General features: G+C 71.1%; 23 protein-coding genes. 10 read left to right on the top strand and 13 right to left on the bottom strand.

What is annotated here, in order from left to right:
* Positions 1–24 precede the first annotated feature (24 nt).
* Together AW271_RS14010 and AW271_RS14005 are read left to right on the top strand one after the other, a co-directional pair.
* On the top strand, positions 25–759 hold the full coding sequence (locus AW271_RS14010; protein WP_062336766.1) for an SDR family NAD(P)-dependent oxidoreductase: 735 nt from the start codon (positions 25–27) through the stop codon (positions 757–759).
* Positions 756–2360, top strand: a complete 1605-nt coding sequence (locus AW271_RS14005; RefSeq protein ID WP_062337516.1) for an FAD-dependent oxidoreductase — start codon at positions 756–758, stop codon at positions 2358–2360. Before AW271_RS14010 ends, AW271_RS14005 begins: the two co-directional genes overlap by 4 nt.
* Here AW271_RS14005 and AW271_RS14000 read toward each other — a convergent pair.
* Entirely contained in the window at positions 2357–4357 is a 2001-nt protein-coding gene (locus tag AW271_RS14000) for a cellulose binding domain-containing protein (RefSeq protein WP_062336765.1), read from the bottom strand. The two genes, AW271_RS14005 and AW271_RS14000, sit on opposite strands and share 4 nt — an antisense overlap.
* 179 nt (positions 4358–4536) lie before the next feature.
* On the opposite strand from AW271_RS14000, the gene AW271_RS13995 reads away from it, so the two are divergent.
* A complete protein-coding gene (locus tag AW271_RS13995; RefSeq protein ID WP_062336763.1) occupies positions 4537–5514 on the top strand; it encodes a polysaccharide deacetylase family protein in 978 nt (325 codons plus the stop codon).
* 23 nt (positions 5515–5537) lie between these two features.
* Here AW271_RS13995 and AW271_RS13990 read toward each other — a convergent pair whose 3' ends face one another.
* Positions 5538–6707 (bottom strand): cytochrome P450, encoded by a 1170-nt coding sequence (locus AW271_RS13990; RefSeq protein ID WP_062336760.1) that lies wholly within the window; start codon positions 6705–6707, stop codon positions 5538–5540.
* A 49-nt stretch (positions 6708–6756) separates the two neighbouring features.
* Here AW271_RS13990 and AW271_RS13985 point away from each other — a divergent pair, with 49 nt between their 5' ends.
* Positions 6757–7488, top strand: a complete 732-nt coding sequence (locus AW271_RS13985; RefSeq protein ID WP_083976601.1) for a GDSL-type esterase/lipase family protein — start codon at positions 6757–6759, stop codon at positions 7486–7488.
* On the opposite strand, the gene AW271_RS13980 is transcribed toward AW271_RS13985, so the two are convergent.
* The 3 genes from AW271_RS13980 to AW271_RS13970 form a co-directional block, all read right to left on the bottom strand.
* Complete coding sequence (locus AW271_RS13980; RefSeq protein WP_062336757.1) at positions 7485–7913, bottom strand: ester cyclase; 429 nt, start codon at positions 7911–7913, stop codon at positions 7485–7487. The two genes, AW271_RS13985 and AW271_RS13980, sit on opposite strands and share 4 nt — an antisense overlap.
* Before the next feature lie 73 nt (positions 7914–7986).
* Positions 7987–8568 (bottom strand): HNH endonuclease family protein, encoded by a 582-nt coding sequence (locus AW271_RS13975; RefSeq protein ID WP_062336755.1) that lies wholly within the window; start codon positions 8566–8568, stop codon positions 7987–7989.
* A 57-nt stretch (positions 8569–8625) separates the two neighbouring features.
* Positions 8626–9447 carry a hypothetical protein gene (locus tag AW271_RS13970; protein ID WP_062336753.1) on the bottom strand — a complete coding sequence of 274 codons (822 nt, stop codon included), beginning with the start codon at positions 9445–9447 and terminating at the stop codon, positions 8626–8628.
* Between the two features lie 27 nt (positions 9448–9474).
* On the opposite strand from AW271_RS13970, the gene AW271_RS13965 reads away from it, so the two are divergent.
* From AW271_RS13965 to AW271_RS13950, 4 genes are read left to right on the top strand one after another with little or no spacing between them, the layout of a single operon-like run.
* The gene (locus tag AW271_RS13965) at positions 9475–10104 is read left to right on the top strand and encodes an HAD family hydrolase (protein ID WP_062336751.1); all 630 of its coding nucleotides are present in this window, start codon (positions 9475–9477) and stop codon (positions 10102–10104) included.
* Positions 10105–10140: 36 nt separating this feature from the next.
* Complete coding sequence (locus AW271_RS13960; RefSeq protein ID WP_062336749.1) at positions 10141–11118, top strand: aldo/keto reductase; 978 nt, start codon at positions 10141–10143, stop codon at positions 11116–11118.
* A gap of 19 nt (positions 11119–11137) precedes the next feature.
* Positions 11138–11458, top strand: coding sequence for a hypothetical protein (locus AW271_RS13955; RefSeq protein ID WP_062336747.1), 321 nt, complete (start codon positions 11138–11140; stop codon positions 11456–11458).
* Positions 11458–12099: a nucleotidyl transferase AbiEii/AbiGii toxin family protein gene (locus AW271_RS13950; protein WP_062336745.1), complete on the top strand. Its 642-nt coding sequence runs from the start codon at positions 11458–11460 to the stop codon at positions 12097–12099. The genes AW271_RS13955 and AW271_RS13950 overlap by 1 nt, the downstream gene beginning before the upstream one ends.
* Here the strand turns inward: AW271_RS13950 and AW271_RS13945 are convergent.
* Entirely contained in the window at positions 12096–12740 is a 645-nt protein-coding gene (locus AW271_RS13945; protein WP_062336743.1) for a response regulator, read from the bottom strand. The genes AW271_RS13950 and AW271_RS13945 overlap by 4 nt on opposite strands.
* Complete coding sequence (locus tag AW271_RS13940; RefSeq protein ID WP_062336741.1) at positions 12737–14734, bottom strand: sensor histidine kinase; 1998 nt, start codon at positions 14732–14734, stop codon at positions 12737–12739. The genes AW271_RS13945 and AW271_RS13940 overlap by 4 nt, the downstream gene beginning before the upstream one ends.
* A 189-nt stretch (positions 14735–14923) precedes the next feature.
* Between AW271_RS13940 and AW271_RS13935 the strand changes: the two genes are divergently transcribed.
* Entirely contained in the window at positions 14924–15520 is a 597-nt protein-coding gene (locus AW271_RS13935) for a hypothetical protein (protein ID WP_062336734.1), read from the top strand.
* Positions 15521–15619: 99 nt separating this feature from the next.
* Here the strand turns inward: AW271_RS13935 and AW271_RS13930 are convergent, their stop codons facing one another.
* Positions 15620–18811 carry a glycosyl hydrolase family 95 catalytic domain-containing protein gene (locus tag AW271_RS13930; protein ID WP_157554111.1) on the bottom strand — a complete coding sequence of 1064 codons (3192 nt, stop codon included), beginning with the start codon at positions 18809–18811 and terminating at the stop codon, positions 15620–15622.
* A gap of 169 nt (positions 18812–18980) precedes the next feature.
* Positions 18981–20036 (bottom strand): NAD(P)/FAD-dependent oxidoreductase, encoded by a 1056-nt coding sequence (locus AW271_RS13925; protein ID WP_062336732.1) that lies wholly within the window; start codon positions 20034–20036, stop codon positions 18981–18983.
* A gap of 60 nt (positions 20037–20096) precedes the next feature.
* Between AW271_RS13925 and AW271_RS13920 the strand changes: the two genes are divergently transcribed.
* Positions 20097–21017: an RNA polymerase sigma-70 factor gene (locus AW271_RS13920; protein ID WP_083976597.1), complete on the top strand. Its 921-nt coding sequence runs from the start codon at positions 20097–20099 to the stop codon at positions 21015–21017.
* Here AW271_RS13920 and AW271_RS13915 read toward each other — a convergent pair.
* The 4 genes from AW271_RS13915 to AW271_RS13900 all read right to left on the bottom strand — a co-directional run bounded on the left by AW271_RS13915 (position 20959) and on the right by AW271_RS13900 (position 26684).
* Entirely contained in the window at positions 20959–22089 is a 1131-nt protein-coding gene (locus AW271_RS13915; protein WP_245653051.1) for a glycosyltransferase family 4 protein, read from the bottom strand. The two genes, AW271_RS13920 and AW271_RS13915, sit on opposite strands and share 59 nt — an antisense overlap.
* Positions 22090–22289: 200 nt before the next feature.
* Positions 22290–23591: an FAD/NAD(P)-binding protein gene (locus AW271_RS13910; RefSeq protein ID WP_062336730.1), complete on the bottom strand. Its 1302-nt coding sequence runs from the start codon at positions 23589–23591 to the stop codon at positions 22290–22292.
* A gap of 19 nt (positions 23592–23610) precedes the next feature.
* Positions 23611–24651 carry an LLM class flavin-dependent oxidoreductase gene (locus tag AW271_RS13905; protein ID WP_062337511.1) on the bottom strand — a complete coding sequence of 347 codons (1041 nt, stop codon included), beginning with the start codon at positions 24649–24651 and terminating at the stop codon, positions 23611–23613.
* Positions 24651–26684, bottom strand: a complete 2034-nt coding sequence (locus AW271_RS13900; protein WP_062336728.1) for an MMPL family transporter — start codon at positions 26682–26684, stop codon at positions 24651–24653. Before AW271_RS13900 ends, AW271_RS13905 begins: the two co-directional genes overlap by 1 nt.
* Positions 26685–26771: the final 87 nt, after the last annotated feature.

Raw genomic sequence — 26771 nt, 5'->3', positions numbered from 1 at the left:
GGTTCCCCCTCCGAAAGGCACGTCATGTCCAGGGTTGCTCTCATCACCGGCGCCGGGTCAGGCATCGGCCGCGCCATGGCCCACAGGTTCGCGGCGGCCGGGGCCTCCGTGGTCGCCTGCGACGTCAACAAGGACGCCGCCGAGGAGACCGCGCAGGCCGTGGACGGGCTCGCGGTCGCCGCCGACATCTCCGACGAGAGTTCGGTCGCGGCGCTGGTCGAGACCGTCGTCGGCGCGCACCAGCGGATCGACGTGCTCTGCAACAACGCCGGGATCATGGACAACATGGCCCTTCCGGCCGACATGTCGGTCGAGATGTGGCACCGGGTGCTCGGCGTCAACCTGACCGGCACCTTCCTGGTCACCCACGCCGTGCTCCCCCACATGCTGCGCCAGGGCAAGGGCGCGATCGTCAACACCGCCTCGGAGGCGGGGATCAGGGGTGGGGCGGCGGGAGTGGCGTACACGGCCTCGAAGCACGGGGTCATCGGGCTCACCAGGAACGTCGCCTGGGCCTACGCCAAGCAGGGCATCCGCTGCAACGCGATCCTGCCGGGGCCGACCATGACCGGGATCGCCGGGTCGGCCGGGGCCTTCGACGCCACGGGGGCCGGTCGCCTGGGGCCGGTCATCGCGCTCGGGGAGCTGATGGCGCAGCCGGAGAACATGGCCGACGTGGCGGTGTTCCTGGCCTCCGACGAGGCCGCGTTCGTCAACGGCGCGCTGGTGCCGGTCGACGGAGGGTGGGCGGCGGCATGACCAGGGGCGACATCCAGGTGGACGTCCTGGTCGCGGGGTCGGGCGCGGCGGGGCTGACCGCCGCGATCACCGCCGCCGAGGCCGGGCTCAAGGTGCTGGTCGTGGAGAGCACCGGCAAGTGGGGCGGGACCACGTCCATCTCCGGCGGCGGCCTGTGGATGCCGGTGAACCCGCTGATGGTGCGCGACGGCGTGCGGGACTCCCGCGCGGAGGCCCTCGAATACCTGCAGGAGGCCATCGGCGACGCCGGGCCCGCCTCCTCGCCCGAGCGGCGGGCCGCCTTCCTCGACAGCGGGCCCGACGCGGTGCGCCTGCTGGGCCGGCTCGGCGTGCGGTGGCGGCGCTCGCCCGACTACCCCGACTACTATCCCGACCGGCCCGGCGGGAAGACCGGCCGCGCCATCGAGGTCGCGCCGTTCGACAGCAGGAAGCTCGGTCCCTGGTACGCCACCTCCCGCGCCCGCGACGGCCTGCCCGCCCCCGTGATGACGAACGACGTCTGGTTGCTGACCCGGGCCTGGTCGACGCCGCGCGGGTTCGTGCGGGGAGCCCGGTTCGTGTTCCGCACCCTCGGCGGCATCGCGACCGGGAAGCGGCTCGTCGGCATGGGCGGCGCGCTGGCCTGCTCGCTGATGCACATCGTGCTGAGGCAGGGCACGCCGGTGTGGTTGTCGTCCCCGGTCGACGACCTCCTGGTCGAGAACGGCAGAGTCGTGGGCGCCCGGGTGGGCGAGAAGGAGATCAGAGCCTCCCGAGGGGTGGTCCTGGCCGCCGGCGGCTTCGCCCACCACACCGAGTGGCGGCAGCGGCACCACGGCATACCGGGCTACTCCGCCGCCCCGGAGGGCGACCTCGGCCAGGCGATCGACCTCGGCGCGCGGCTCGGCGCCCGGCTGGAGCTGATGGACGACGCCTGGTGGGGCGCCGGAACAGTCAACCCCGGCGGCGGGAACGGGTTCGTGTTGTCGGAGCGGTCGTTCCCGTTCTCGCTGGTCGTCAACGGCGACGGGGAGCGGTTCGTGAACGAGTCGGTGTCGTACATCGACTTCGGGCACGCCATGCTGGCCAACCCCGGGCCCTGCTGGCTGGTCTCCGACGTCCGTCAGGCGCGGCGCTACCTGTCGACCGCCATCCTGGGCCGCAAGAAGGCCTTCCTGCGGAACGGCGAACTCGTCGAGGCCGACACCCTCGACGCCCTGGCCTGGAAGATCGGCGTACCGCCGGAGAGGCTGGCCGCGACCGTCGAGCGCTTCAACGGCTTCGCCCGCGACGGCGTCGACAAGGACTTCGGCCGGGGCCGCACGGTCTACGACAACTACTACGGCGACCCCCGGGTCAAGCCCAACCCCAACCTGGGCCCGGTCGAGAAGGGCCCGTTCCGGGCGTTGCGGCTGGTCCCGGGGGACCTCGGCACCAAGGGCGGCCTGCTGACCGACGCCGACGCCCGGGTGCTGCGCGACGACGGGTCGGTCATCGAGGGCCTGTACGCGGCCGGCAACACCACCGCGTCGGTGATGGGCCGGACCTACCCGGGACCCGGTTCGACCATCGGCCCGGCCGTGGTCTTCGGATACCGGGCGGCCCGGCACATCAGCGGTTAGCCGCAGACGCGGCCGTTCAGCTTGAAGCCGGTCGGGTAGACGTTGGGGCCGGAGTAGTTGCCGACGTACCCGATGTTGAACGTCGCGTCGGTCGCCACGGTCTTGTTGAAGTCGGCGTTGGTCACCGTCACCGTCTGGCCCGTCTGGGTCCAGGTCCCGTTCCAGCCGCTGCCGAGGCTCTGCCAGGCGCGGGGCCAGGTGAACGTCAAGGTCCAGCCGTCGATCGGGTCGCCGAGGTTGGTGACGTCGAGGGAGCCGACGTAGCCGTTGCCCCAGTTCGAGGCGTCGGTGACGGTCACCTTGCAGCCGCCCGGTGCCGGGTTCCCCGTGGTGAAGACCAGCGGGACCGACGGGCGGGAGGTGCCGCCGCCGGCGTCACGGGTGATCACGTTGACGACGTAGCGGGTGTTCGGGATCAGGTTGTTGAGGGTCAGGGTGGTGCCGGGGGTCTCGCCGAGCTGGCCGCCGGCCTGGTTGTGGAGTTCGTACTTGCTGATCGGGCGTGCGCCTGCGGTGGCGGCGGGCCACGTCACCGTGGCGGTGGTGCCCGTGACGGCGGAGACGACGGGCTGGCCGGGGCGGCCGGGGAGGCCCGCCGGGTTCGACGCGGTCTTGACCACGAACGTCGTCATCGACAGCGGCGCGAGGGTGGTCGAGGGCGTGGTGGACAACGCGGTCGCGCCGTTGGTGTGCGACCAGCCGGTGGGGGCGGCGGCCGACGGGGTGAAGCCCTGGTAGCCGAGGCTGACCGTGTGGGTGGTGTCGTGCGAGGTGTTCAGCAGCAGCACCGCCAGGTCGCCGTTGGGGCGGCGGGCGGCGTGCGCGACCACCGACGGGTTGCCGGTCGTGGCCTTCACGAACTGGTCGCCGGGGCGCACGAACCTGCTCATCATCTGCAGCGCGAAGTAGGGCGCGAAGGGGGTGTTGAACGCCGGTTCGCAGACCGTGCCGTCGCTGGTGCAGCCGGCGCTCGACAGCAGGCCGAAGTCGCCGTAGTCGGTGTGGCCGGCGACCTGGCTGATCGCGCCGATGCCGTTGTGGACGTTCCACCAGTCGACCGAGAACACCCCGCCCGCGAGCAGCTGGGCGTAGGAGTCGGCGGCGGCGACCGCGCCCGGCTGGGTGGTCGCGCCGTTGGCGCTGCTGCCGGTGTTGAACTCGGTCATCGCGATGCCGATGTCGGAGCGGCCGGTGTATTTGGCGACCTGCTCCTTGGCGAGCTGGACCATGTCGGCGATGCGGTCGGTCCGGTTGGTCGCGCCCGGGTACCAGTGCAGGATGACGAAGTCGATCTTCGTGGCGGCGTTGGTGAGAACGACCTGGTTCCACGGCCCGGCGTCGCCGGAGGCCGTGATGGCGTCGGGCCACTCGCCCGGCGTGGTCAGCACGGCGCCGATCTTGATGGTCGGGTCGACGGCCTTCATCGCGTCGGCGTAGGCGACCACCTGGCGGGCGTACTCGGCCGGGCTCTTGTCCTCGCGGTTGTCGGCCTCCCACGGCGTGCCGTAGCGGCCGTTGCCGTAGTTCTCGTTGCCGATCTCCCAGTACTTGACGCCGTAGCCCTTGGTGACGTTGGCGTACTCGACCCAGCCGGCGGCCTCCTCGGCCGTGCCGGTGCCGTAGTTGGCGGTGATCATCGGCACCGCGCCGGTACGCCGTGCTCCCGCCATGAACGTGTCGAAGTCGGTGTTGGGGGCGACGTAGCCGCCGGGGGCGGTGTGGGTCTCCCAGTGGTAGATGTCCGAGTAGGACCCGCCGGGGTAGCGCACGAGCTGCACTCCGGCGTCCTTCAGCAGGTCGGCGGTCTCGTTGGCGCCCAACGTGGTGTCCCAGATGGCGTGGTTGGCGCCGATTCCGGTGTCGGGCACGACGGCGAGCCCGGCCCGGGCGTTGACGGTCACCGGAACGGGGGCGGGCGGGTCGGCATGGGCGGCGGTCGGAGTGAGGAGCGGGGCCAGCAACAGCACTGACGCGGCCCGCAGGAGGATTTTCGGCATCGCAAACACCTGGCTCGGGAGCGGTGAACGGGAAGCCTCCTCCTGACCAGAAGGCACGATGATCGTGCGCCGGACGGCCCTCTCCCGTCAACCCCCGAAACTTTCTGTTACTTATTGACAATTTTCGGAACACGTTCCCAGAATGCGTCGGTAACCGCTCGCCACCCGGAGGTTTCCCGATGCGTCTGAGAACCATCGTGCTCACCGCGGCAGTCGCCCTGGCCGGAGCCCTCGTCTCCGTCCCGGCGCAGGCCGCCGACTGCAGCGCCGGCTACGTCGGCCTGACGTACGACGACGGCCCGGGAGGGAACACCAACACCCTCCTGAACGCCCTGCGCAACGCCGGCCTGAGGGCCACCATGTTCAACACCGGGCAGAACGCCGCCGCCAACCCCTCGCTGGTCCGCGCCCAGGCCAGCGCCGGGATGTGGGTCGCCAACCACAGCTACACTCATCCGCACCTGACCCAGATGAGCAGCTCGGCGATCCAGTCGGAACTGTCGCGCACCCAGACCGCCATCCAGTCGGCCACCGGCACCGCCCCGCGCCTGTTCCGCCCGCCCTACGGCGAGACCAACGGGACCGTGCGCTCGATCGCGCAGGGCCTCGGCCTGACCGAGGTGTTGTGGGACGTCGACTCCCAGGACTGGAACGGCGCCAGCACCTCGGCCATCGTCCAGGCGGCCGGCCGCCTGCAGAACGGCCAGGTCATCCTCATGCACGACGGCTACGCCACCACCGTGAACGCCATCCCGCAGATCGCCCAGAACCTGGCGAGCCGCAACCTCTGCGCCGGCATGATCTCCACCTCCACGGGCCGCGCGGTGGCCCCGACCGGCGGAAACCCCAGCCCGAACCCCACGCCGACGCCCACGCCCACCGGCGGCGGGGGCTCGTGCACGGCCAGCCTCTCGGCGGGCCAGTCGTGGAGTGACCGCTACAACCTGAACGTCTCGGTCACCGGCTCGAACAACTGGACGGTGACGATGAACGTGCCGTCACCCGCCAAGATCAGCTCGACGTGGAACATCAGCGCGAGCTACCCCAACGCCCAGACCCTGACCGCGCGCCCGAACGGCAGCGGCAACAACTGGGGCGTGACGATCATGCGCAACGGCAACAGCACCTGGCCCACGGTCTCCTGCCGGGTGGGCTGAAAGTTTCGGGCTCTCGGCGCCGCCTACCAGGCGACGGGAAGCGTCGAGAGCCCGTACACGAAGTGATGGGCCCGGAACTCCGCGGCCGGTTCGGTCTCGCGCAGGCCCGGGAACCGGGCGAACAGCGCGGGGAAGGCGATGCGCAGCTCCATGCGCGCGAGCGGCGCGCCGAGGCAGTGGTGCGCGCCGTAGCCGAAGGCGACGTGCGCCCGGTTCTCCCGGCCGACGTCGAGCCGGTCGGGGTCGGCGGCGAACGCCGGGTCGCGGTTGGCGGCCGGGAGGGAGACGATCACGACGTCGCCCTCGCGGATCTTCGTGCCCGAGAGCTCGACATCGCGGGTGGCGACCTTGGAGACCCCGGCGTGCAGGATGGTGAGGTAGCGCAGCAGCTCCTCGACCACGCCGTCGACGTCGTCGGTCAGCCCGGCCAGCTGGGCGGGGTTGCGCAGCAGGGCGAGAGTGCCCAGGCCGAGCATGTTCGCGGTCGTCTCGTGCCCCGCGATCAGCAGCAGCCCGCCGATGCCGATCAGCTCGTCGATCTCCAGGTCGTGCTCCCTGATGAGCATGCCGAGCAGGTCGTCGCCGGGGGTCGCGGTGTGCCGGGCGACCAGGTCGGCCATGTAGTCGCGGGCCTCCCGCTGCGCGCTCAGCCGCTTCTCCGGCGGGCAGGCGAGGTCCATCATCGTGGCGGTACGCTCCTGGAACGCCGCCCGGTCCTGGTAGGGCACGCCCAGCAGCTCGCAGATGACCAGCGACGGGACCGGCATGGCGAAGTCGGTCACCAGGTCGGCGGGCGAGCCCTTGGCCTCCATGGTGTCGAGGTGGTCGTGCACGATCTCGGTGACCCTCGGCTCCAGGCGGCGGATGCGCCGCATGGTGAACTCGGGCGTCAGCATGCGCCGCAGCCGGGTGTGCTCGGGCGGGTCCATCATCAGCATCGCGCCCGCGCGCATCTGGACCTCCTCCTCCGGGGTGGGCTGCGGCAGATCGGGGAAGCGCAGGTTCAGGCTCAGCGCGTTGCTGAACGTCTCCGGGTCGCGCAGCACGTCGCGGACCTCGTCGTAGCGGGTGACCAGCCACGCCTCCGGCCCGCCGTAGAGGGTCGGGACCCGGACGAGCCCTTCCTGGTCGAGCAGCCCGGCGAGGTCGGGGTGCGGGTCGAACTCCTGGCGGCGCATGTGCAACGGCAGCATGACAACTCCTGAATGACGAACCGTGTTCATACAGCTACATTCAGTGATTATGAGCGTTGTCACCTTGATGATCGTCGGCGACTCCATCAGCCACGGCAGCAGCGGCGACTGGACCTGGCGCTACCGGCTGTTCAAGCACCTCAGGCAGCACGACGTCACCCCCGACTTCGTCGGCCCCCGCAACGACCTCGACGCCATCGCCACCCCCGAGCAGGGCGACGGCGACGACAGCTACGCCGACCCCGACTTCGACCCCGACCACAACGCCCAGTGGGGCCGCCCCTACTGCGTCGAGATGGCCGAGATCGCCCGGAAGGTGGCCGCCCACCGGCCGCAGTACCTGCTGGTCCTGCTCGGGATCAACGACCTCTTCTGGTACGGCCACTCCGCCGACCAGAACGAGGCCAATCTGCGGGCCTTCATCTCCAACGCCAGAACCGGCAACCACGACGTGAAGATCATCCTGGGCACCGTGCTCGACACCCACCGGGCCTCGGTCGATCCCGATTTCAACGCCCGCGTGTCGGAGTTCAACCGCCGGCTGATCCTCACGGCGGGCGACATGACGACCGCGCGCTCCCCGATCGTCATCGCCGCGACCCACGCCGAGTTCGTCGCCTCGGCCCACACCTGGGACGGCACCCACCCCAACGGCCAGGGCGAACTCCGCATCGCGGCGGCGTTCGCCGACACGCTGTCGGGCCAGTTCGGCGTGGGCGCCCCCTATCCCCGGCCGTTCCCGCTGGTCGTCGAGGCGCGCAAACCCGCCCCCGCGATCTAGACCCCCACCCCCACCGGCAGGCCGAGCTGGCTGTAGAGCTCCAGCTGGTCGTAGTAGTCGCGGTCGGTGACGACCAGGTCGTCCTCGATCGTGCAGACCGACACCCCGCGCAGCGCGATCCGCCGCCCCGTGGCGGGCAGTTCCACTCCCTCGGAGAGCAGGAACGGCCCGTCCTGGGTGCCGGTGATCGTGAACTCGGTGACGGCGGGGTCGTCGGTCGTCGGCATCGTCCACGCGGTGACCTTCAGGTCCGAGAACGCGTCGAACCAGTGGGTGTAGTACCAGGCGACCTCCTCCCGGCCCTCCTGGATGCCCGCCGGTGTGACCAGGACGCCGGCGGGTGCGAACAGGCACACCATCGCCTTGACGTCGTGCCGGTTGTAGGCCTCGACGCAGACCGTTTTGATCTCCCTCGCGCTGGCCAATGCAACCACCCCCTACCGCCGAAGCTAACAACCGATTCGTGGCGGTTTGAAGGCATTTTCCCGAGACCTTGCCTCAGCAGGTGAGCAGCATGTCCAGGAGCGCCTCCTTCTCCGCGGCCTGCAGAGTCAGCGTGTACGCGTGCTTCACGGCGATCCACGACTTCGCGTAGACGCACTGGAAGTCCCGCAGCGGCGGCTTCCAGGCGGCCGGGTCCTTGTCGCCCTTGGCCTGGTTCACGTTGTCGGTCACCGCCCACAACTGCGGCCCGTCGAGGTCGTTGGCGAACCGGCGGCGCTTCTCGGTCGTCCACGCCCAGGCCCCCGACCGCCACGCCTCCTTGAGCGGGACCATGTGGTCGATGTCCACGTCGGAGTGGCTGGTCCAGATCCCGCCGTCGTAAGGGCTGTGCCAGGTGCCGGAGACCGGCCGGCAGGCGGCGTCGGTGACGACGTCGAAGCCGTCGCGCCGGAGCACGGTCTCGCGGGTGTTGCAGGTGCCGGACACGGTCGACCAGTGCGGGAACAGCACCCGGTCGTAGGTGGACGCGTTCCGCTCCTCGGCGACCTCCAGCGTCTCCACTTGGTTGAGCGCCTCGGCGACGGTCGGCACCCCCGGCACCTCGGCCAGCAGAAAGGCGGCCAGAACCCAACTCATCGGTCATTCCTCACGTTTCCGCCGGGCCCCCGTGGTCCGGCGAACGTGATCATGACGTCACCAGGTCGCGGTTTCCATGATCTTGTCGTCCCACGGCAAGTCGCGCCGGTTTCCGCCGCTCAGCGGGCCGACGGAGAGTCGTCCAGCACCCTGGATCATGAGCTGGTCGCCCCGCGGGGAGAGCCGGCCGGCGCCCTTGAACCGGTCGAGGATCGTGCCGTCGTGGGCGAGGCGGAGGATCTCGCCGGGCACGCCGACGAGGATGCCGTCGCCGGTGACCACCGGATCTGCGGTGATCTCCTTGAACGTCCGCAGGGGGCGGTCGGCGTCCAGGAACCGGAGTTGCTGCTCGGGAAGGCACATGGCGGTGCTCGACTCCGACGGGGGCGGCGGCGTGCAGGGCAGCGAGACCGTGAGAAGCAGCCGTTCCCCGTCGGGCGACCAGGCCAGCCGGCTCAGGCCGGTCACCTTCGTGGCCGTCTGGCGGCCCGTGGCGACATCCCGGACCACGACAGACGGCCCGCCGACCGTCTCGAAGGCGACCTTGGACCCGTCGCGGGTCATCGCCCAGGCCAGCTTGGCGGTGCCGACGCCCTTCATGGCCTCGACGGGCTCGGGCGTGTAGGAGGGCGCACGCAGCCGGAAGTAGCGCGGCTCGAAGTCGCCGGTCATGCCGAGCACGTGGAAACCGTCGTCGGCGGCGGTGATGCGCTGGACGTGCTCGACCTCGGGCAGTCTCAGGTCGTCGCCGACCGCGAGCCCGATCATGTTGTGGACGGTCACCGACTGGTCGTGGTTCTCGACCAGGTAGACCGCCTCAGGATCGGCCGCGCACTGGGAGGTCGCCAGCAGGGTCAGGGCCGCCAGCACCCGCTTCATTCACGTCACCTCTATAGAGTCGGCCGCGTGCAACGGCTGGTCCTGTTCGACATGGACAACACGCTCATCGATCTCGACGGGGCGTTCGACGCCTGGGCCGCCGAGTTCGCCGGCGCCCACGGCCTGGGCGACGACGGGGTGCGGTGGCTCCTCGATCTGGACATCCCCCACCGAGACCTGATGTTCCGGTGGATCAAGTATCACTTCGACCTCGCCCCGTCCGCAGACGAACTGTGGGCCGCCTACCGGGCCCGGATGCCGGAGTTGGTCGAGTGCCGGCCTGAGGTGCTGGCCATGCTGGCCCGGCTGCGGGCCGCCGGGTGGAAGGTCGGGATCGTGGCCAACGGCATGGCCGACAACCAGCTCGGCAAGCTCCGCGCCACCGGGCTGGCCGACGCGGTCGACGGGTTCGCCGTGGCCGGGGTCGAGGGGATCAGGAAACCCGACGTGGCCCTCTTCGAGATCGCCGCCAAGCGGTGCGGCCTGCCGCTGGCGGGCGGCGGCTGGATGGTGGGCGACAACCACGCCGCCGACATCGAGGGCGGCCGGGCGGCCGGGCTGCGCACGATCTGGATCACCCGCGAACCGCACGGTTCCCGGGCCGACCACGTCGTCGCCGACGTCCTGGAGTCAGAAGCCCTGATCTCGGGTGACTAGTCTCGGACCTGCAGATTCCACTATGGAAGGAAAGACGTGGAACACCGCAGACTTGGCCGGACCGGCCGCGACGTGTCCGTGGTCGGCCTCGGCACCTGGCAGCTCGGCGCCGACTGGGGCGACGTCAGCGAGGAGACCGCCTTCGCCGTCCTGGAGACCGCCGTCGAGACGGGCGTCGACTTCTTCGACACCGCCGACGTCTACGGCGACGGCCGCAGCGAGCAGTTCATCGGCCGCTTCGTCAAGGACCACCCCGACATCCTGGTGGCGACCAAGATGGGCCGCCGGGTCGAGCAGACCCCCGAGAACTACAACCTCGACAATTTCCGCGCCTGGAACGACCGGTCGCGGCAGAACCTGGGCGTCGACACCCTCGACCTGGTCCAGCTCCACTGCCCGCCCACCCCGGTCTACTCGAGCGACGAGGTCTTCGACGCCCTCGACACCATGGTCGCCGAGGGCCGCATGAAGAACTACGCGGTCAGCGTGGAGACCCGCGAGGAGGCGCTCAAGGCGATCGCCCGCCCGGGCGTGGCCAGCGTGCAGATCATCCTGAACATGCTCCGCCTCGGCCCGCTCGCGGAGGTCCTCCCCGCCGCGCAGAAGGCGGGGGTCGGCATCATCGCCCGGGTCCCGCTGGCCAGCGGCCTGCTCTCCGGCCGATACGACACCCGCACGACCTTCCCGGAGAACGACCACCGCAACTACAACCGCCACGGCGCGGCCTTCGACGTCGGCGAGACCTTCTCGGGCGTCGACTTCGAGACGGGCCTCGAAGCGGTCCGCCGCCTCGCGCCGCTCGTGCCCGAGGGCGCGACGATGGCCCAGTTCGCGCTGCGCTGGATCATCGACCAGCCGGGTGTGAGCGCTATCATCCCGGGCGCCAGCAACCCGGGCCAGGCCCGCTCGAACAGCGCCGCCGCCGACCTCGCGCCGCTGACCGGCGAGACGCTGGCCGCGGTCAACGAGATCTACGACGACCTGATCGCCCCCCAGGTCGCCGATCGCTGGTGACTCGGTCACACTGAGAGACATGGATCCGAAGGGGTACGGAGCACTCCGGCCATACGTCGTTCCCGCGACGTTGGAAGAGCTCAGCGGTCCGGTGACCGGCGCCGTCAAGCTCCCCAGGCATATCGACTGGGGGCCGGAGCGGGCCTACCTGCTCGATCAGATCACCGACATACGACTGCTCTACATGCGGGTGATCCGAGAGAGCGCCACGCCCGATGATCTGAGGCAGTTCCTGAACGCCACGATCCTGCGCAAGGTGTGGCACGAACTGGTGCTGCCGCCCCGGGTCCGGTCGCTGTGGCACGAACGGTTCCCTGAGCTTCAACGCCGAGCGGCTTGATGGACGACTTCCATGAGCGGCTGGCGCGCGTGGCGCTGCAGGCGGCCGCCGACCACGGGTTCGCCCTGGCCGGCGGCTACGCCGTGCAGGCTCACGGTTTACTCCAGCGTCCGAGTGAGGATCTCGACCTCTTCACGTCAAGTGCCCGCAGGGACTTCGCCGAAGGCGTCGGCAAGATCCGCGACGCGTACACGAATCACCGTCTGGCCGTAACAGTCGAGATCGACAGCCCTCAGTTCGTCCGGCTCACGGTCGCCGACCCCGCCACCGATCAGACCAGCAAGGTCGAACTGGCCTCCGACCTGCGTGCGCACCCGCCGGTGACCATGGAAATCGGCCCGGTCGTCCACCTCGACGACGTCGCGGGCGGCAAGGTCGAGGCACTGTTCAGCCGGGCCGAGGTCCGTGACTTCATCGACGTCGACGCGTTTCTGTCAACCGGCAGATTCACCAGGGAACGACTGCTGGAGCTCGCCGCGTCCCGTGATCTCGGCTTCGACCGAGCCGTCTTCGGACAGATGTTGTCCGCGCTGGATCTCTACCCTGACAGCGAGTTCCTGGCTTACGGCCTCCCCGAGACCGACATCCGGCGGATCAGGGAGCAGTTCGCCGAATGGCGGAGGGCCTTGGCCGTCGGCTAGCGGCCGAGGCCGGCGTCCCTTGCGCGGATGATGGCCTCGGCCCGGTCGGCCGCCTGGAGTTTGCCCATGACCGCGTACACGTGGTTGCGGACGGTCTTCTGCGAGAGGAACAGGCGGGCGGCGATCTGGGCGTTCGACAGGCCCGCCGCGACCAGGTCGAGCACCTCCCGTTCCCGGGCCGTCAGGGTCGGGAAGGTCTCGCCCGAGGTCGCAGGGCCGCGCGGGGCGAGGAAGTCGGCGATGCGGGCGGCGAGGACGGCGCCGAAGACCACGCCTCCTCCGGCCACCGTCGTGATGGCGCGCACGACCTCGTCGGGTTCGGCGCCCTTCAGCAGGTAGCCGCGGGCGCCGGCGCGCAGGGCGTCGAAGATGGTGCCGTCCTCCTCCGACATGGTCAGGACCACCACGCCGGTCTCCGGGCGGTCGGCCAAGATTCGGCGGGTGGCCTCGATGCCGTCCATCTCCGGCATGGAGACGTCCATGACGATCACGTCGGGGGTCTCCCGGCGGGCCTGAGCCACCGCTTCGGCGCCGTTCGCGGCGGTGCCGAGCACGTCGATCTCGTCGATGCTGCCGAGCAGGGCGGCGAAGCCCTCGCGGAAGACCGGGTGGTCGTCCACGACCAGGACGCTGATCGTCATACCGTCACCTCGTCGCGGGCGGGGAGGGTCGTCCACACCCGGGTTCCCCTGGGTTCGTGTGGGCCGACCTGGCAGGTGCCGCCCAGTTCGGCGGCGCGTTCGCGCATCGACAGCAGGCCGACCCCCGTGGCCGCGGCGGGGGGCAGGCCGACGCCGTCGTCGGTGATCTCGACGGACAGCGCGCCGTCGGCGCGGGTCAGGGTCACGGTGCAGGTGGTCGCGTGGGCGTGGCGGCGGACGTTCGTGATCGCCTCGGCGGCGATGCGGTAGGCGGCCACCTCCACAGCGGCGGGCAGGCCGGTCAGGTCGCCGTGCTCCTCGACGGTCATGGTCAGGTCGGGGGCGAGCTGGCGGATGGCGCCGACCAGGCCGACGTCGTCGAGCGCCGGGGGGCGCAGGCCGTGGACCAGGCGTCTGACCTCGGCGAGCAGGCCGGTGAGCTCCTGGCGGGCCTGGCCGAGGATCTGGTCGGCGTCGTCGCCCGAGCGGCGGGCGGTGATCCTGGCCATGTCGATGCGGGCGGCCACGGCCGCCAGGGTGGGGCCGAGGCCGTCGTGCAGTTCGCGGCGCAGACGGCGGCGTTCGTCCTCGACGGCCGACACGATCCTCTCGCGGCCGCGTTGCAGCTCTTCCGCCAGGTGGACGGCTCTCGCCGCCGCCGCGGCCTGCCTGATCACGTCGGCGAGCAGGCGCTCGTCGGCCGACGACGGGCGGGTGACCCGGGCGGGCAACACCAGCCGGCCGATGCGTTCTCCCCGGTAGGCGATGGGCAGCGCCCGGGTCTCGGCCGGGCGTTCGCCGTCTTCGACCAGGAGCGCGTCGGTGATCTCGACGCCGACGTACGACGACCGGAACGCCCGCCTGACCGTGCGGGCCAGCGTGAGGAGCTGCGCCTCCGTGTCGTCGGTCGCCTCCAGCCGCTCGGCCAGGCCCGAGACCACGTGGTAGGGGTCGTCGCGGTCGCCCACGACCCAGCGGCGGACCAGCCGCCAGAGCCGGTGGCGCAGTTGCGCGTACGCGATGGCGACCGCGAACACCGCGATGACCAGGCGTTCGCCGTCGTTCAGGCGGGAGCCGAGGAACTGCCCGACGCTGCCCAGCACGACCAGGTCGAGCACGAAGGTCAGGGCGAGCAGCAGGGCGTACACGACGGTGCCGCCGAGCAGACGGTCGACGTCGACCAGTTCGGGCCGGACGACGCCGACCGCGACCGCCGCGGCGGTGAGGACGACGCCGATCAGGAGGCCGATCGCCGTCCACGAGCCGGGCAGCAGCCGGAACGTCAGCATGACCATGAGGTCGACGACGCCCGCCCAGACCAGCCAGCGCAGCCGCGTCCGGTCGAGCCCCGCCGAGCCGCGATAACGCCGGACGACCACGGCGAACGGCGCGACCAGGCTCAGCGGCACGCACAACTGGGCCACCCGCAGCACGACGGTCCAGACCTCGTCGGGCAGCGGCAGGTAGAGCAGGTCGAGGTTGACGCTCTGCAGGGCCGCCGGGAGGGGACCCGGTTCGGAGGTGGCCTGGGCGATCCCCGACGGCGCCGCGATCAGCGCCAGCGGCAGCAGGCTCGTCAGGCCCAGGCTGACGAGCGAGACCACCCGCCACCGGCCCGTCGGCAGCCTCCCGTCGGGGAACAGCAGCAGGAGCAGCGGCAACAGCAGCAGGAGGCCCGCGCCGAGGCGCTGGTAGACCAGGAAGGCCGCCGAGTCGCCCGGCAGTCGTTCGAACGTCGAATAGGCCAGCCACGACGACGCCAGCCCGTCGAGCGCCCACCAGGCGCCGAACACCGACATCAGCCGGCCGAGCGCGTGCCGCGGGAACCGGCCCAGCACGACCATCCCGGCCGCCGCCAGCGCGATCCCGGCCAGCGCGTCGAACGCGCCCGGCTGGAGGACCAGCCCGGCCCGATGGGCCGCCGGGACCCGTACGTCGATGAGGGCCGCGGCGGGCAGGGCGGCCACCGCGACCGCGAAGAGCACCTTCCGCACCCGAGAAGCATGCCTCAGCAGGTCAGCGAAGTCCCTAGGACTCGTGTCCCAATTGTTCCGAGCACCAAGACGGGACGCCGCGCCCTGACGGCCCGGGCCGCCCACTCCGGAGGATCGTCGTCGTTCCCGAAAGCGAGACGCGGAAGGCCGTGGCTCGCGCCACGATCCGCTTCACAGAAGGACCCGACGATGACCCTCACCGCCACGCCCACCGCGACCGACACGACCACCCGCAACCTGGCGCTCGGCCTGTCGACCGGCGCCCTGGTCTGGGCCGCCTCCAGCTTCTTCTACGGCTTCCAACCGACTACCGACCTGGGCTGGATGCTCACCGACCTGGGCGGCCTGGTCTTCCAGTTCGGCCTGATGTGCCTGCTGGCCCTCATGATCCGCACCCAGGCGACCGGCACCTCCAAGGTCGCCCGCGCCATGCTCCAGGTCGAGCGGGTGCTGCTCGTGCCGGCCATGGTCTGGAGCCTGCTGCACGCCCTGCTGCCCGCCCAGCGCGACGCCGATTGGCTGGCGGTCCTCGACCTCTTCTGGCCGTTGTCGATGCTCGGCATGTTCGTGATCGGGATCAAGGTCACCTTCGCCGGGCGGTGGCGCGGCCTGGCCCGCGTCTGGCCAGTGGTCGCCGAAAGCTGGGCCGTGGTGACGATCCCGGCCATGGGCATCCTCGGCCCGGAGGTCGGAAACGTCGTCGGCGCGACCCACCTGCTCGTCGGCTACGCGACGCTCGGCCTGATCATCGCCTTCCGGCCGGAGCTGGTCCGCCCCGGGAAGTAACAGAAGGAAGTAACAGAAGAGGGCGTCCTTCCCGTGCGAGGAAGGACGCCCTTTCGCGTTTCGGCGTCGATCAGGTGAGGATCGCTCGCTCGCCGATTCCTAGCCGGACACGGTGAACGAGTCCACGTCGAACAGGGAGCCCGCGCCTCCCGTGAAGACCAGGTAGAGCGGCCCGGAAGCCGATCCGGTCAGCGTCGTGGAAACGGTCACGTGAGTGTCCCAGCCCCCGGTCGGCGCGACGGCGACCGAGCCGAGCAGCGTCCCGGTCTGCGATCCCGACCTGACCTGGATGGTGCCGCCCGCGCCGGCCGACGAGACCCGGGCGCTGAAGTTGCGCAGGCCCGAGGTGTTGACCCCCGAGTAGGCCGCCCAGTCGCCGTTGTCGATGTAACCGACCGAGTAGCCGCCCTGGGCGCTCGGGTGGTCGGCCTGCTGCACGCCGCTCATCGACGTCCAGGCCTCACCCTGCACGGTCTGCGGCTGCGGCCCGGTGCCGCCCTGGGTCGACACGGTGATGGTGTCGACGTCGAGCAGGCTGCCCGACCCGCCGGAGAAGGTCAGGTAGAGCGGGCCGGAGCCCGAGCCGGTCAGCGTGGTGGTCACCGTGGTGAAGGTGTCCCAGCTGCCGGTCGGGGCGACCGCCACCGTCCCGAGCACGGTCCCGGTCTGCGACCCGGCCCTGATCGTGATCGTGCCGCCGGGGCCGCCCGAGGAGACCCGGGCGCTGAAGGTGCGCAGCCCCGCGGTGCTGACCTGGGAGTAGGCCGCCCAGTCGCCGTTGTCGATGTAGCCGACGGTCTGGCCGCCGCTGGCGGTGGCGTGCCCGGCGGGCTGCACGCCCGACTGCGACGTGAACGCCTCGCCCTCGACGGTCTGGCTGGTGCCGCCGCCGGTGGTGGTGAAGCTGATCGTGTACGTCTTCCCGGCGGTCGTGTTCCAGCTCAGCGTGTCGCCGGTCCGGGTGGCGGCGACGGTCGCGCCGGTTTCGTCCTTGACCGAGTAGGTGCCCGTGGCGGCCGCGGTGCGGACCTTGATCGGGGCGGTGCGGGTGGTCTTCAGCGTGATCGTCTCGGCCGCGCCCGACTTCCAGGTCGTGTCGACGGTGACGTCGCCGCGTGCCTTGAGGCCGGTCACCGAGCCGTTGGCCCAGGTCGAGGGCAGGGCGGGCAGCACGTGCACGGTGTCGTGCTGGCTCTGCACGAGCATCTCGGCGACGCCGGAGGTCGCGCCGAAGTTGCCGTCGATCTGGAACGGCGGGTGGGTGTCCCACAGGTTGTCGAGGGTGGACGACTTCAGCTGCTCCGACAGCAGCTTGTGGGCGCGGTTGCCGTCGAGCAGGCGGGCCCAGAAGTTGATCTTCCACGCCTTCGACCAGCCGGTGCCGCCGTCGCCGCGCGCGTTCAGCGAGACACGGGCGGCGGTGGCCTCGGCCGTGCCCGGCAGGATCTGGTTGCCCGGGTGGAGGGCGAACAGGTGGGACACGTGGCGGTGGGTGTCGGTCTGGGAGTCCCAGTCGGTCTTCCACTCCTGGAGCTGGCCCCAGCGGCCGATGCGCAGGCCCGGGTCGAGCCGCGACAACGCGGTGGTCAGCTCGTTCTGCAGTGAGGTGTCGACGCCCAGGGTGCGGGCGGCGGCCAGGGCGTTGGTGAAGACCTCGCGCACGATCTGCTGCGACATCGACGCGCCCGCCGAGAAGTCGCCGTTCTCCGGGGAGTACGACGGCGAGACCACCAGACGGTTGTCACGCGGGTCGACGTGCAGGAAGTCGAGCCAGAACTCGGCCGCGCCCTTGATCGCCGGGTAGGCGGTGTTCCGGAGGTAGTTGACGTCGCCGTTGAAGCGGTAGCTGTCGTAGAGGTGCTGGGTCGTCCAGGCGGCGGCCTCGGGGAACCAGAACGACTGCGGGTAGTTGTGCACGCCGGTGAAGCCGTAGGGGTTGGTCTCGTTGTTGACGACCCAGCCCCGGGCGCCGTACATGTTCTGGGCGGTGACCCGGCCGGGGGCGACCATCGAGTTGACGTAGCGGTCGTAGGGCCGGGTGGTCTCGCGGAGGTTGGTCTGCTCGGCCGGCCAGTAGTTCATCTGCAGGTTGATGTTGACGTGGTAGTCGGCGTCCCATGGCGGGTTCACCACGTTGTTCCACACGCCCTGCAGGTTGGCCGGGAGGATGTCGTTCTCTCTCGACGAGGAGATGAGCAGGTAGCGGCCGTACGCGAAGAACATCGCCTCCAGCGCCCGGTCCTGTGTCGAGGAGCCGCCGGTGTAGTTGGCGCGCAGCGTGTTGGTCGGCACGGTCGGGTTGCTCTGGCCGATGTTCAGTTTCACCCGGTCGAACAGGTTCTTGTAGTCGGCCAGGTGGGCGGCCTTCAGGTCGTCCCAGCTCTTGGCGGCGGCGGTGGTCACCCGCGAGGTGACCCCGGCGGCCGGGTCGGTCCCCCGGTAGGTCGGGTAGACGTCGGAGTAGCTGGTGCCGGCCGAGAGCACCAGCAGCACGCTGTTCGCGCCGGTGACGGTGACCCGGTCGCCGGCGTCGGTGCGGGTGCCGCCCTGGTTGACGACCTGGACCTGGGCCTCGAACTTCAGCCCGTTGTTGGCCAGCGCGCCCTTGATGGTGAGCCGCCCGTTCGAAGCGGTGACCGTCTTGTCGGTGCGCGGCGAGGTGTGCCGCAGCGTGAACGACACCCGGCCGGTCTGGTTGGCCGAGATGCGGGCCACGATGACGTTGCCCGGGTTGCTGGCGAAGTACTCGCGGGTGTACTCGACGCCGCCGGCCGTGTAGCCCACCCGGGCGATGGCCTCGCGCAGGCTCAGCTCGCGGCGGTATTCGCTGGTGCTGGTGGGCGGGTTGGCGAAGTCGAGGAACAGGTCGCCGAAGGTCTGGTAGGAGCCGAAGTTCGTCTTGCCCTGGCCGAGAGCGTTGGCCACGGTCTGCGGAGTGATCCGGCCCTGCTGGTCGATCTGCGCCTGGATGTTGTCGATGGCCCCCGGACGCGGGGACGTCCAGTTGCCGTGGTTGTAGCCGCCCTGCGCGCCGGGCCCGCCGGTCCACAGGGTCTTCTCGTTGAACTGGATCTGCTCGGAGGCGACGCCGCCGAACAACTTGGCGCCCAGGGGGCCGTTGCCGATCGGGAGGGCCTGGGTCTCCCAGTTGGTGGCCGGGGAGTTGTACCAGAGGGTCAGGTCGTCGGTGGGCGGCAGGGCCAGCGCGGACGCCTGCGTCTGGGTGATCGCGGTCATACCGGCCACCATGGCGAACACCGCCAATCCGGCGATGCACAATCTTCGGCGCACGGGGGGTCCTCCGGTCAGGGTGAGGGGGGTAGTCAAGGAAATAGCACCGAAATAACCGTGAAACAAGGGCTGGCATCCGATGTTTCCGTGCCGACAACCCCCCAAAACCCTTCATCCCCGCAACAATACGATCAACAGGTCGGATGTATTTCGAGTAGTTGGGATGGCCTCACATCCCCACGCCCATCCGTACGCCGACCTTGATGCCCCGCAGCACCGTCTCCTTGGCCAGCACGGCCGGGCCACTGCCGAAGAACGCCCGGGCCGGGCTGTCGTCGGCGTGCGACACCTGGAGCAGCGCGTCCTTGCGGCCGAGGCTGATGCAGATGCCCTGGTAGCGGAACTCGTGCGGCCGGAGCGGGCGGCCCTCGATCAGGCGGATGAGGTTGTCGGCCGCGCGGGCGCCCTGCGGGATGGCGGTCTGGCAGGCGAACCGCGCCCCCGGCACGGCCGCGCAGTCGCCGGCGGCGAAGACGCGGGGGTCGTCGACGCTGCGCAGATAGTCGTCGACGGCGATCCGGCCCTCCTCGTTCACGGTGAAGCCGCTGCGTGCCGCGAGGTCGCCGACGCCCGACACGATCGCCCAGAGGGTCAGGCCCGACTCCAGTTCCCGGCCCGAGCCGACCCGGACGAAGCCCTCGCCCGCCTCCGTGAGGGTGTCCTCGACGACCTCCACCTTCAGCCCGGCCAGCGCGGCGAACAGCCGCCGCCGCGCCTTGGGGTTGAACGCCTCCCCGATCCGCGCGCCGACCAGCCTGACCCGCAGGTCGGGCCGGGCCGCCGCGACCTCCGAGGCCGTCTCCAGCCCGGTCGGGCCGCCGCCGACGACGGTGACCCAGGCCCCCGGGCCGAGCGCGGCGAGGCGGGCCCGGCCCTCCTGGGCCCCCTCCCAGGTGCCCACCGCGACGGTGCCCGGCATCGGCCGGACCGTGCTGCCGACGGCCAGCACGGCGTGGTCGAAGCCGAGCGAGTCGCCGTCGTCGAGCCTGACCACCCCGTCGCCGATCTTGTCGACGGCCGCGACCCGGACCGTGACGCCCGCCCGCATCATCGACGTGAGCGGGGTGACGTCGCGGCCGGTGCCCGACAACGTCTGGTGCAGCCGGGGCCGCTCCACGAAGTGGCCGCGCGGGTTGACCACCGTGATCTGTGCTTCGGTCTTCCTGGCGAGCCGGTTGGCCGCGTAGGTGCCCGCGTATCCGGCTCCGATCACCACGATGTGCATCGCCGTCTCCTTGTCTGGTCGCCTCGGACATGGAGATGCTTCTGACGACCTCCCTGTGACATGTCACGAAAAGACGAGTTCCGGCATCTGATGGACATGACCGATCCCGCGACGGAGACCTTCGTCGCCCACCGCACCCTGCTCTTCACCGTCGCCTACGAGCTGCTCGGCTCGGCCGCCGACGCCGAGGACGTCGTCCAGGAGACGTGGCTGAAGTGGACCGGCGTGGACCTCTCGGCGGTCCGCGACCAGCGCGCCTACCTGGTCACCATCGCCACCCGGCAGGCGCTCGGGCGGCTGCGGGTGCTGGGCCGGCGCAAGGAGACCTACTTCGGCCCGTGGTTGCCCGAGCCCCTGCTGACCGCCCCTGACGTCGCCGACGACGTCGAGCTGGCCGACAGCCTGTCGACGGCGATGTTGCTGGTCCTGGAGACGCTGACCCCGACCGAGCGGGCCGTCTTCGTGCTGCGCGAGGTCTTCGCCTTCGAGTACGCCGAGGTCGCCGAAGCCGTCGGCAAGTCCCAGGCGGCGGTCCGGCAGATCGCCCACCGCGCCCGGGAGCACGTCGCCGCCCGCCGCCCCCGGGGCGCCCCCTCCCAGCAGGAGACCAGAGACGCGATGGCCGCCTTCCGGCAGGCGATCGAGACCGGGAACCCGCAGGGGCTGCTCGACCTGCTGGCCCCCGACGTGGTGCTGCTGGCCGACGGCGGCGGCAAGATCCAGGCCATGCACCGGCCGCTGGTGGGCGCGGAGAAGATGATCCGCTTCTACGCGGGCATCCTCCGCTCGTTCGGCACGGTCATGACCCTGGAGCCGACCGAGGCCAACGGCTGCCCGGCCTTCCTCGCCTACCTCGACGGCGTCCTCGACGGCCTGATGTCCATGCGCGTCGAGGACGGCCTGATCACCGAGGTCTACTACGTCAGGAACCCGGAGAAGTTGTCCCGCCTGACCGAGGAGACGCCGCTGAGCACACGCTGAGCAGGTCCTCCCACTGCGGCCCGATCGTCGTCATGTCGTACTCCTTGGCGGTGGCCAGGCCGTTCTCGGCCAGGTGGGTGCGCAGGCCCGGGTCGACGATGAGGCGGCCGATGGCGTCGGCCAGGGCGTGGATCTTGCCGGCCGGCACGAGCAGGCCGTTGTGGCCGTCGGTGATGATCTCGGCCGGGCCCGTCGGGCAGTCGTAGGCGACGACCGGGACGCCGACGCTCATGGCCTCCAGGATGGTCATCGGCATGCCCTCGCGGCGGCTGCTGAGCACGTTGATCGACGCCTCGGCCAGCACCGCGCCCACGTCGGTGGCCGGGCCCATGAGGCGCACGCAGCCGGTCAGCTCCTTCTTCTCGATCGACTCCTGGAGCTTGTCGTGGCGGGCCCCCGAGCCGTAGATGCGCAGTTCCCAGTCGGGGTGGGCGCGGTGGACGTGGGCCCAGGCGCGGATCAGCAGGTCGTAGCCCTTGACGTGGGCGAGCCGCCCGATGGCCACCGCGACCGGCGCGGTGCGGTGCGCCGACGCGCCGGTCAGCTTCGGCACCGCGTTCGGGATCCGCACCAGATGGGCCGGGCGCTTCTTCAGGGCCTTCCGGTACGACCGCAGGTCGGTCTCGGTGAGCGTCGCCACGGCGGTCAGGCGGCCGTAGCGGCGGGCGATCTGCTTCCGGGTCTCCTCGCCGTGCGACGGGAGGTTCGCGTGCTCCTGGCCGATCGTGATCACCTCGGGTCCGGCGAACCGGGCGATCAGCAGGTTGAGGGCCGGGCGGGTGCCGATCAGGACGCCGCCGCGCCGGCTGCGGATGTAGCGGGCCAGGGCGAGGTCGGTCTTCAGGGTGTACCAGTGGGCGGCGGCCTCGTCGGGCGGGGTCAGGCGGCTGCGGAAACGGTTGAGCAGTCCTTTTCTGCCGTTCACCCGATCGTCGAGATACGTGATCCGCACTCCGGGCGGCGGTTCGAAGAAGAAATCGGGGAGCTCGCGGACGACGCTGACGATCTCGACGTCATGCCGTTCGGCCAGGTGGGCGGCCAGGTTGAAGACCGTTCTGATGGTGCCGCCCAAACCATAGGCGTGGAGCAGGAGAATACGGATCTCGCGCGTGTCGGGTGGTGGAGCTTTTCTGGCCCGTCGCTGATCGCGTTTCTCCAGGAATCGGATGACCGCCCGTCGTGAAGCTCCCGAAATGGGCAACATTTTCCCCTTTGAAATGTGTGATTTCCCCGTTATTAAGACGCGGTGAACACACAATTCGCTTATGTGATCTAGATCACACTTGGCCACCGCGCTATCTCGTCGATGACGTGGGGGGCGAGCGTCGCGGCCTGCTCCCGGATCTCCGGCACGGCCGTGGTCTCGTAGCGGCTGCCCCGCAGCACCGGCCCGAGGGTGACCAGCCGGTCGTCGGGGCGGCCGGTGGCGTCGACGAGGCGGCCGCGCGCGTCGGCGTCGACGCCCAGCCCGAGCCGGTCGGCCCGCACCAGGCCCTCGCCCATGAGCCGGGTCAGCAGCGGGTCGCGGGCGCAGACCGAGCCGGGCCCGGTCGCGTTGACCACCCAGGAGACGGGCAGGTCGCGGTCCTTCAGGTGCACCGTCACCCCGTCGGCGCGGGCCGTGACCCCGTCGACGCAGCCGCTCAGCAGCCTCAACCGGCCGACGGCCCGCAGGCTCTCGATCTTCGCGGCGGTGACGGGCGGGATCCGGTGCCGGTGGATCTCCCAGTGGCGCGCCGCCAGCGCCAGGAAACGGCGCTGCTCCCGCAGCGGGAGCCGCGACCACAACTCCGGCACCCGGGGCCGCAGCCCGTCGACCACCTCTCGCCAGTCGCCGTGGGACGCCGCCTCGCGCACCGCGCGGAACAGCACCCGCAGGGTCAGCGACCCGTCGGGCAGCACGACCGGCCGGGGCACCACCGGCCCCTCCTTGTGCACGCGGGGCAGCAGCCCGTGCCGCGACACCGCGTAGACGGTCCGGCCGGGCGTACGGCTGAGCGTGACGGCCATGTCGACCATGGTCAGCCCGGTCCCGACGACGAGGACGTCGCCGTCGGCGACCTCGCCGAGCGCGCCCACCGCCCACGGGTCGTTGGTACATCGTTCGCCGGGCAGCCGCAGCCCGGGCGCGGCGTTGCCGGTGGCCAGCACGATCGCGTCGGCGTCGTAGCGCCTCCCGTCGGCGAGCGCCACCCGGTAGGGCCGCCGCGAGACCGCCGCCACCTCGCCGGTGACCCGCTGGACGGTGCGCTCGGGCCCGTCCTGGGCACGCTCCAGGACGTCCCGCAGGTAGTGGCCGTAGGTCTGCCGGGGCAGGAAGGCGCAGTCGGGGGCCTTGGCCCAGCGGACGAAGTCGTGGGGGTCGTGCTGGAGCGCGCTCATCTTCACGGCGGCGGCGTTGAGGAGATGGGCGGGATCGGTGGTGGAGTAGGCCTGACCGAGGCCGTGGCGGGCGTACCGGTCGATCAGCACGACGTGCAGCGGGAGCCGGCGGGCGCGTGCGTTGTGCAGCAGGTGAACGGCGGCCAGGGTGCCACTGGCCCCACCGCCCACGACCACGATGACGGGAGTCATGCCCTCAGGATAGGCAACTTTACCTACCTCTTTTATAGGCAATCTCGTGTTCACGTAGCGGCGGCAGCACGTCACGTCCCAGCCGGGCCACGTTCTCCAGCGTCCTCCGGTGGTCGCCGGCGCCCTCCACCAGGAGGATCACGCGGTCGAGGCCGGTCGTCCGGATCGTCTCGCGCAGGACCCGCACGCAGTGCTCCGGCGAGCCGACCGGGTGGATGCGGCAGAGCAGGTCGACGTAGGCGTCGACGTCGCGGGCGGGGCGCGGGCGGCCGTCGACCGGGACGTATCCGGCCAGGCCGGGGCGCAACCATCGGGGCATGGCCCTCTTGAGCTCGGCGACCGCATCCTCGGTGGTGTCAGCGACAAAACCGACGGCGGCCCCGACGTGGTCGGCCGGGACCGTCTCCGCGCGCGGCGACGAACACCCGGGCGCCGCCCGGTCCTGATACCGGGCCAGCATCGCGGCCTTCTCCGCGTCGCCGACGTGCAGGCCCAGCAACATCGGCAGCCCGCGCGCGGCGGCCAGGTCGGCGGTCTCGGCCGAGGTGCAGGCGACGACCGGGCGCAGGCCCGGCGGCTCGGGCGTCATGGGCACCTCGCGGAACCGGAAGAACTCCCCGTCGGCCGAGACGTTCTCGCTGGTCAGGGCCGAGCAGAGCAGGTCTAGTGACTCTGCGAAGCCGCGTTCGTACCGGGGCAGGCCGGTGCCGAAGACCTCCAGGTCGACCCACGGTCCGCCGCGTCCCACGCCGAGTTCGAAGCGGCCGCCCGACGTGTGGTGCAGGATCGCGGCCTCCTCGGCGAGGGCGACCGGGTGGCGGGCCGACAACACGCTGACGGCGGTGCCGACGTGGATGCGCGAGGTGCGGCCCAGGGCGACCCCGGCCAGCGTGACGGGCGAGGGGATCACGCCGTAGGACATGAAGTGGTGTTCGGCCAGCCAGGCGTCGTCGAAGCCGGCCCGCTCGGCGGCGACGACGGTCTCGACGGTGTTCCGCAGCACCTCGCCGGAGGTCTGGCCGGGGAACAACGCGCCGACCAGGAAGATCCCGATGCGGATCAGTGACGCCTCCTTGTCAGTGGTCGCGGGGCCCACCAGTTCGCCTGCCCGGCCAGCGCCATCGCGGCGGGCAGCAGCACCCCTCTGATGATCGTCGCGTCGACCACCACCGCGAGGGCCATGCCCACGCCGAGCATCTGGAGGAAGACGACGCCGGAGGTGGCGTACACGGCGAAGGAGGCCGCCAGGATCGCGGCCGCCGCGGTGACGAGCGGCGCGCTCCGCGCGATTCCGTTCGGTACGGAGCTCACGACGTCACCGGTGCGGTCGTACTCCTCCTTGATGCGGGAGAGCAGGAAGACCTCGTAGTCCATGGACAGGGCGTAGGCGACGCAGAACATCAGGATCGGGATGCTGGGCTCGATGCTGCCCGTTCTGTCCTGGAAGAGGAAGACCAGCGCGCCGAACATGACCGACAGGCTGAGCAGGTTGAGCACCGCCGCCTTCAGCGGGGCGACCACGCTGCCGCTCATCACGAACAACACAACGCACGTGACCAGCACGATCAGCCCGGCGACCAGCGGCAGGCGGCCGACGACGCCGTCGCGGTAGTCGGCCAGCTCGGCCGGGTAGCCGCCGACGACGACCGCGACCGGCGCGGGATGCGCCCGGACGTCGGCGACCAGGTCGAGCCGGGCGTCGGCGGCCAGGACCACGAGCCGGCTCGCGCCTCCGGCGGTGAAGCGGATGTCCGCCGGTGCCTCGACCGGCCGGCCGCCGGTGAACGACCCGGCGGCCGAGTCGACCCGCGCGACGCCCGCGATCCGGGAGAGCTCCGCCGCGTAGGCGGCCGGCAGGCTCCCGGCCGGGGCCACGACCTGGACGGCGTCCGCCTCCTCGACCGGGAAACCGGCCCGCACCTGGTCGTACAGAACGCGGGCGGGGGCCGAGTCGGGCAGCACGCGGTCGTCGGGGAGGCCGAACCTGATGCCGAGGAACGGCGAGCCGAGCAGCAGCACGAGCGCCAGCGCGGCCCCGCCCAGCAGCAGCGGGCGGCGCATGACCCGGGTGGCCACCTCTCCCCAGAAGACCGGGGCCGGGGCCGGCCGCCGCCGGGCGACCCGGTGGCCCAGCAGCCGCAGGGCCGAGGGCAGCAGCACCGTCGCGCTGGGCACGGCGGCGGCGACGACCGCGAGGCCGGCGTACCCGAACGAACGCAGGAACGGGAACGGGAAGGCGAGCAGCACCGCGAGCGCGGCGGCGACGGTGACGCCGCTGAACACGACGGTCCGCCCGGCGGTCCGGACGGTCCGGGCGACCGCCTCGGCGACCTCCGCGCCCCGGCCGAGCTCCTCGCGGAACCGGAAGACGACGAACAGGCCGTAGTCGACGCCGAGCCCGACCCCCATGACGAGCGCGAGGTTGGCCGCGAACGTGGAGACGTCGGTGAACAGGGTCACCCCGCGGATCAGCGCCAGCGAGCCCACCACGGCGGCGACGCCGACGGCGAGGGTGACCAGGGCGGCGGCGAACCGGCGGTAGACCAGCCAGAGCAGCAGCAGGACCATCGGCAGCACGACCAGTTCGGCGCGCAGGAAGTCGGCCCTGGCCTGCTCCATGACCTGCCGGAACACCTCGTCGCCGCCGCCGACCTCGACCCTGACCAGCGGGCCGTCGCGGGTGAACTCGGGCGTGAGCGCCGGCAGCACGGTCCGCCTGACCGCGTCGGCGTCGCCGGGGATCCAGGCCAGCACGAGCGCCTGCCGGGCGTCCTGGCTGCGCAGGGTCGCCGAACCGCGGGTCCAGTACGACCAGGCGTCGCCGGTCCGCGCGGCGAGTTCCCGGGTGAGCTCCCGGCCGGCCGAGGCGACGGCGGGATCGTCGACGGTGCCCTGCTTGGCGGTGACGAGGAGGGCGAGGTTGGGGCTGCCGGTGCCGAACCGGTCGGCGAGCACCTCCTTGGCCAGCATCGACTGCGAACCGGGGGCCTCGAAGCGGTTGAGGGACAGGGCGTTGAGCGTTCCGGCGGCCACGGCCCCGGCGGCGAGCGTGATCAGGAGGCCCACGACGAGCACCCAGCTGGCTCCGCGCACGACGAATCGATCCCCTTGGTAGGATTTTTGCGAGCAATCGCTCGCGTTTGAACAATACGAGCGGTCGCTCGCATTTTCAAGGGAGAT

Origin of the sequence: Herbidospora sakaeratensis, from assembly GCF_001570525.1 — a bacterium.
Classification (GTDB): Bacteria; Actinomycetota; Actinomycetes; order Streptosporangiales; family Streptosporangiaceae; genus Herbidospora; species Herbidospora sakaeratensis.
The sequence above is the reverse complement of the archived record's forward strand: the minus strand, read 5'-3'. Positions and strand labels throughout refer to the sequence as shown.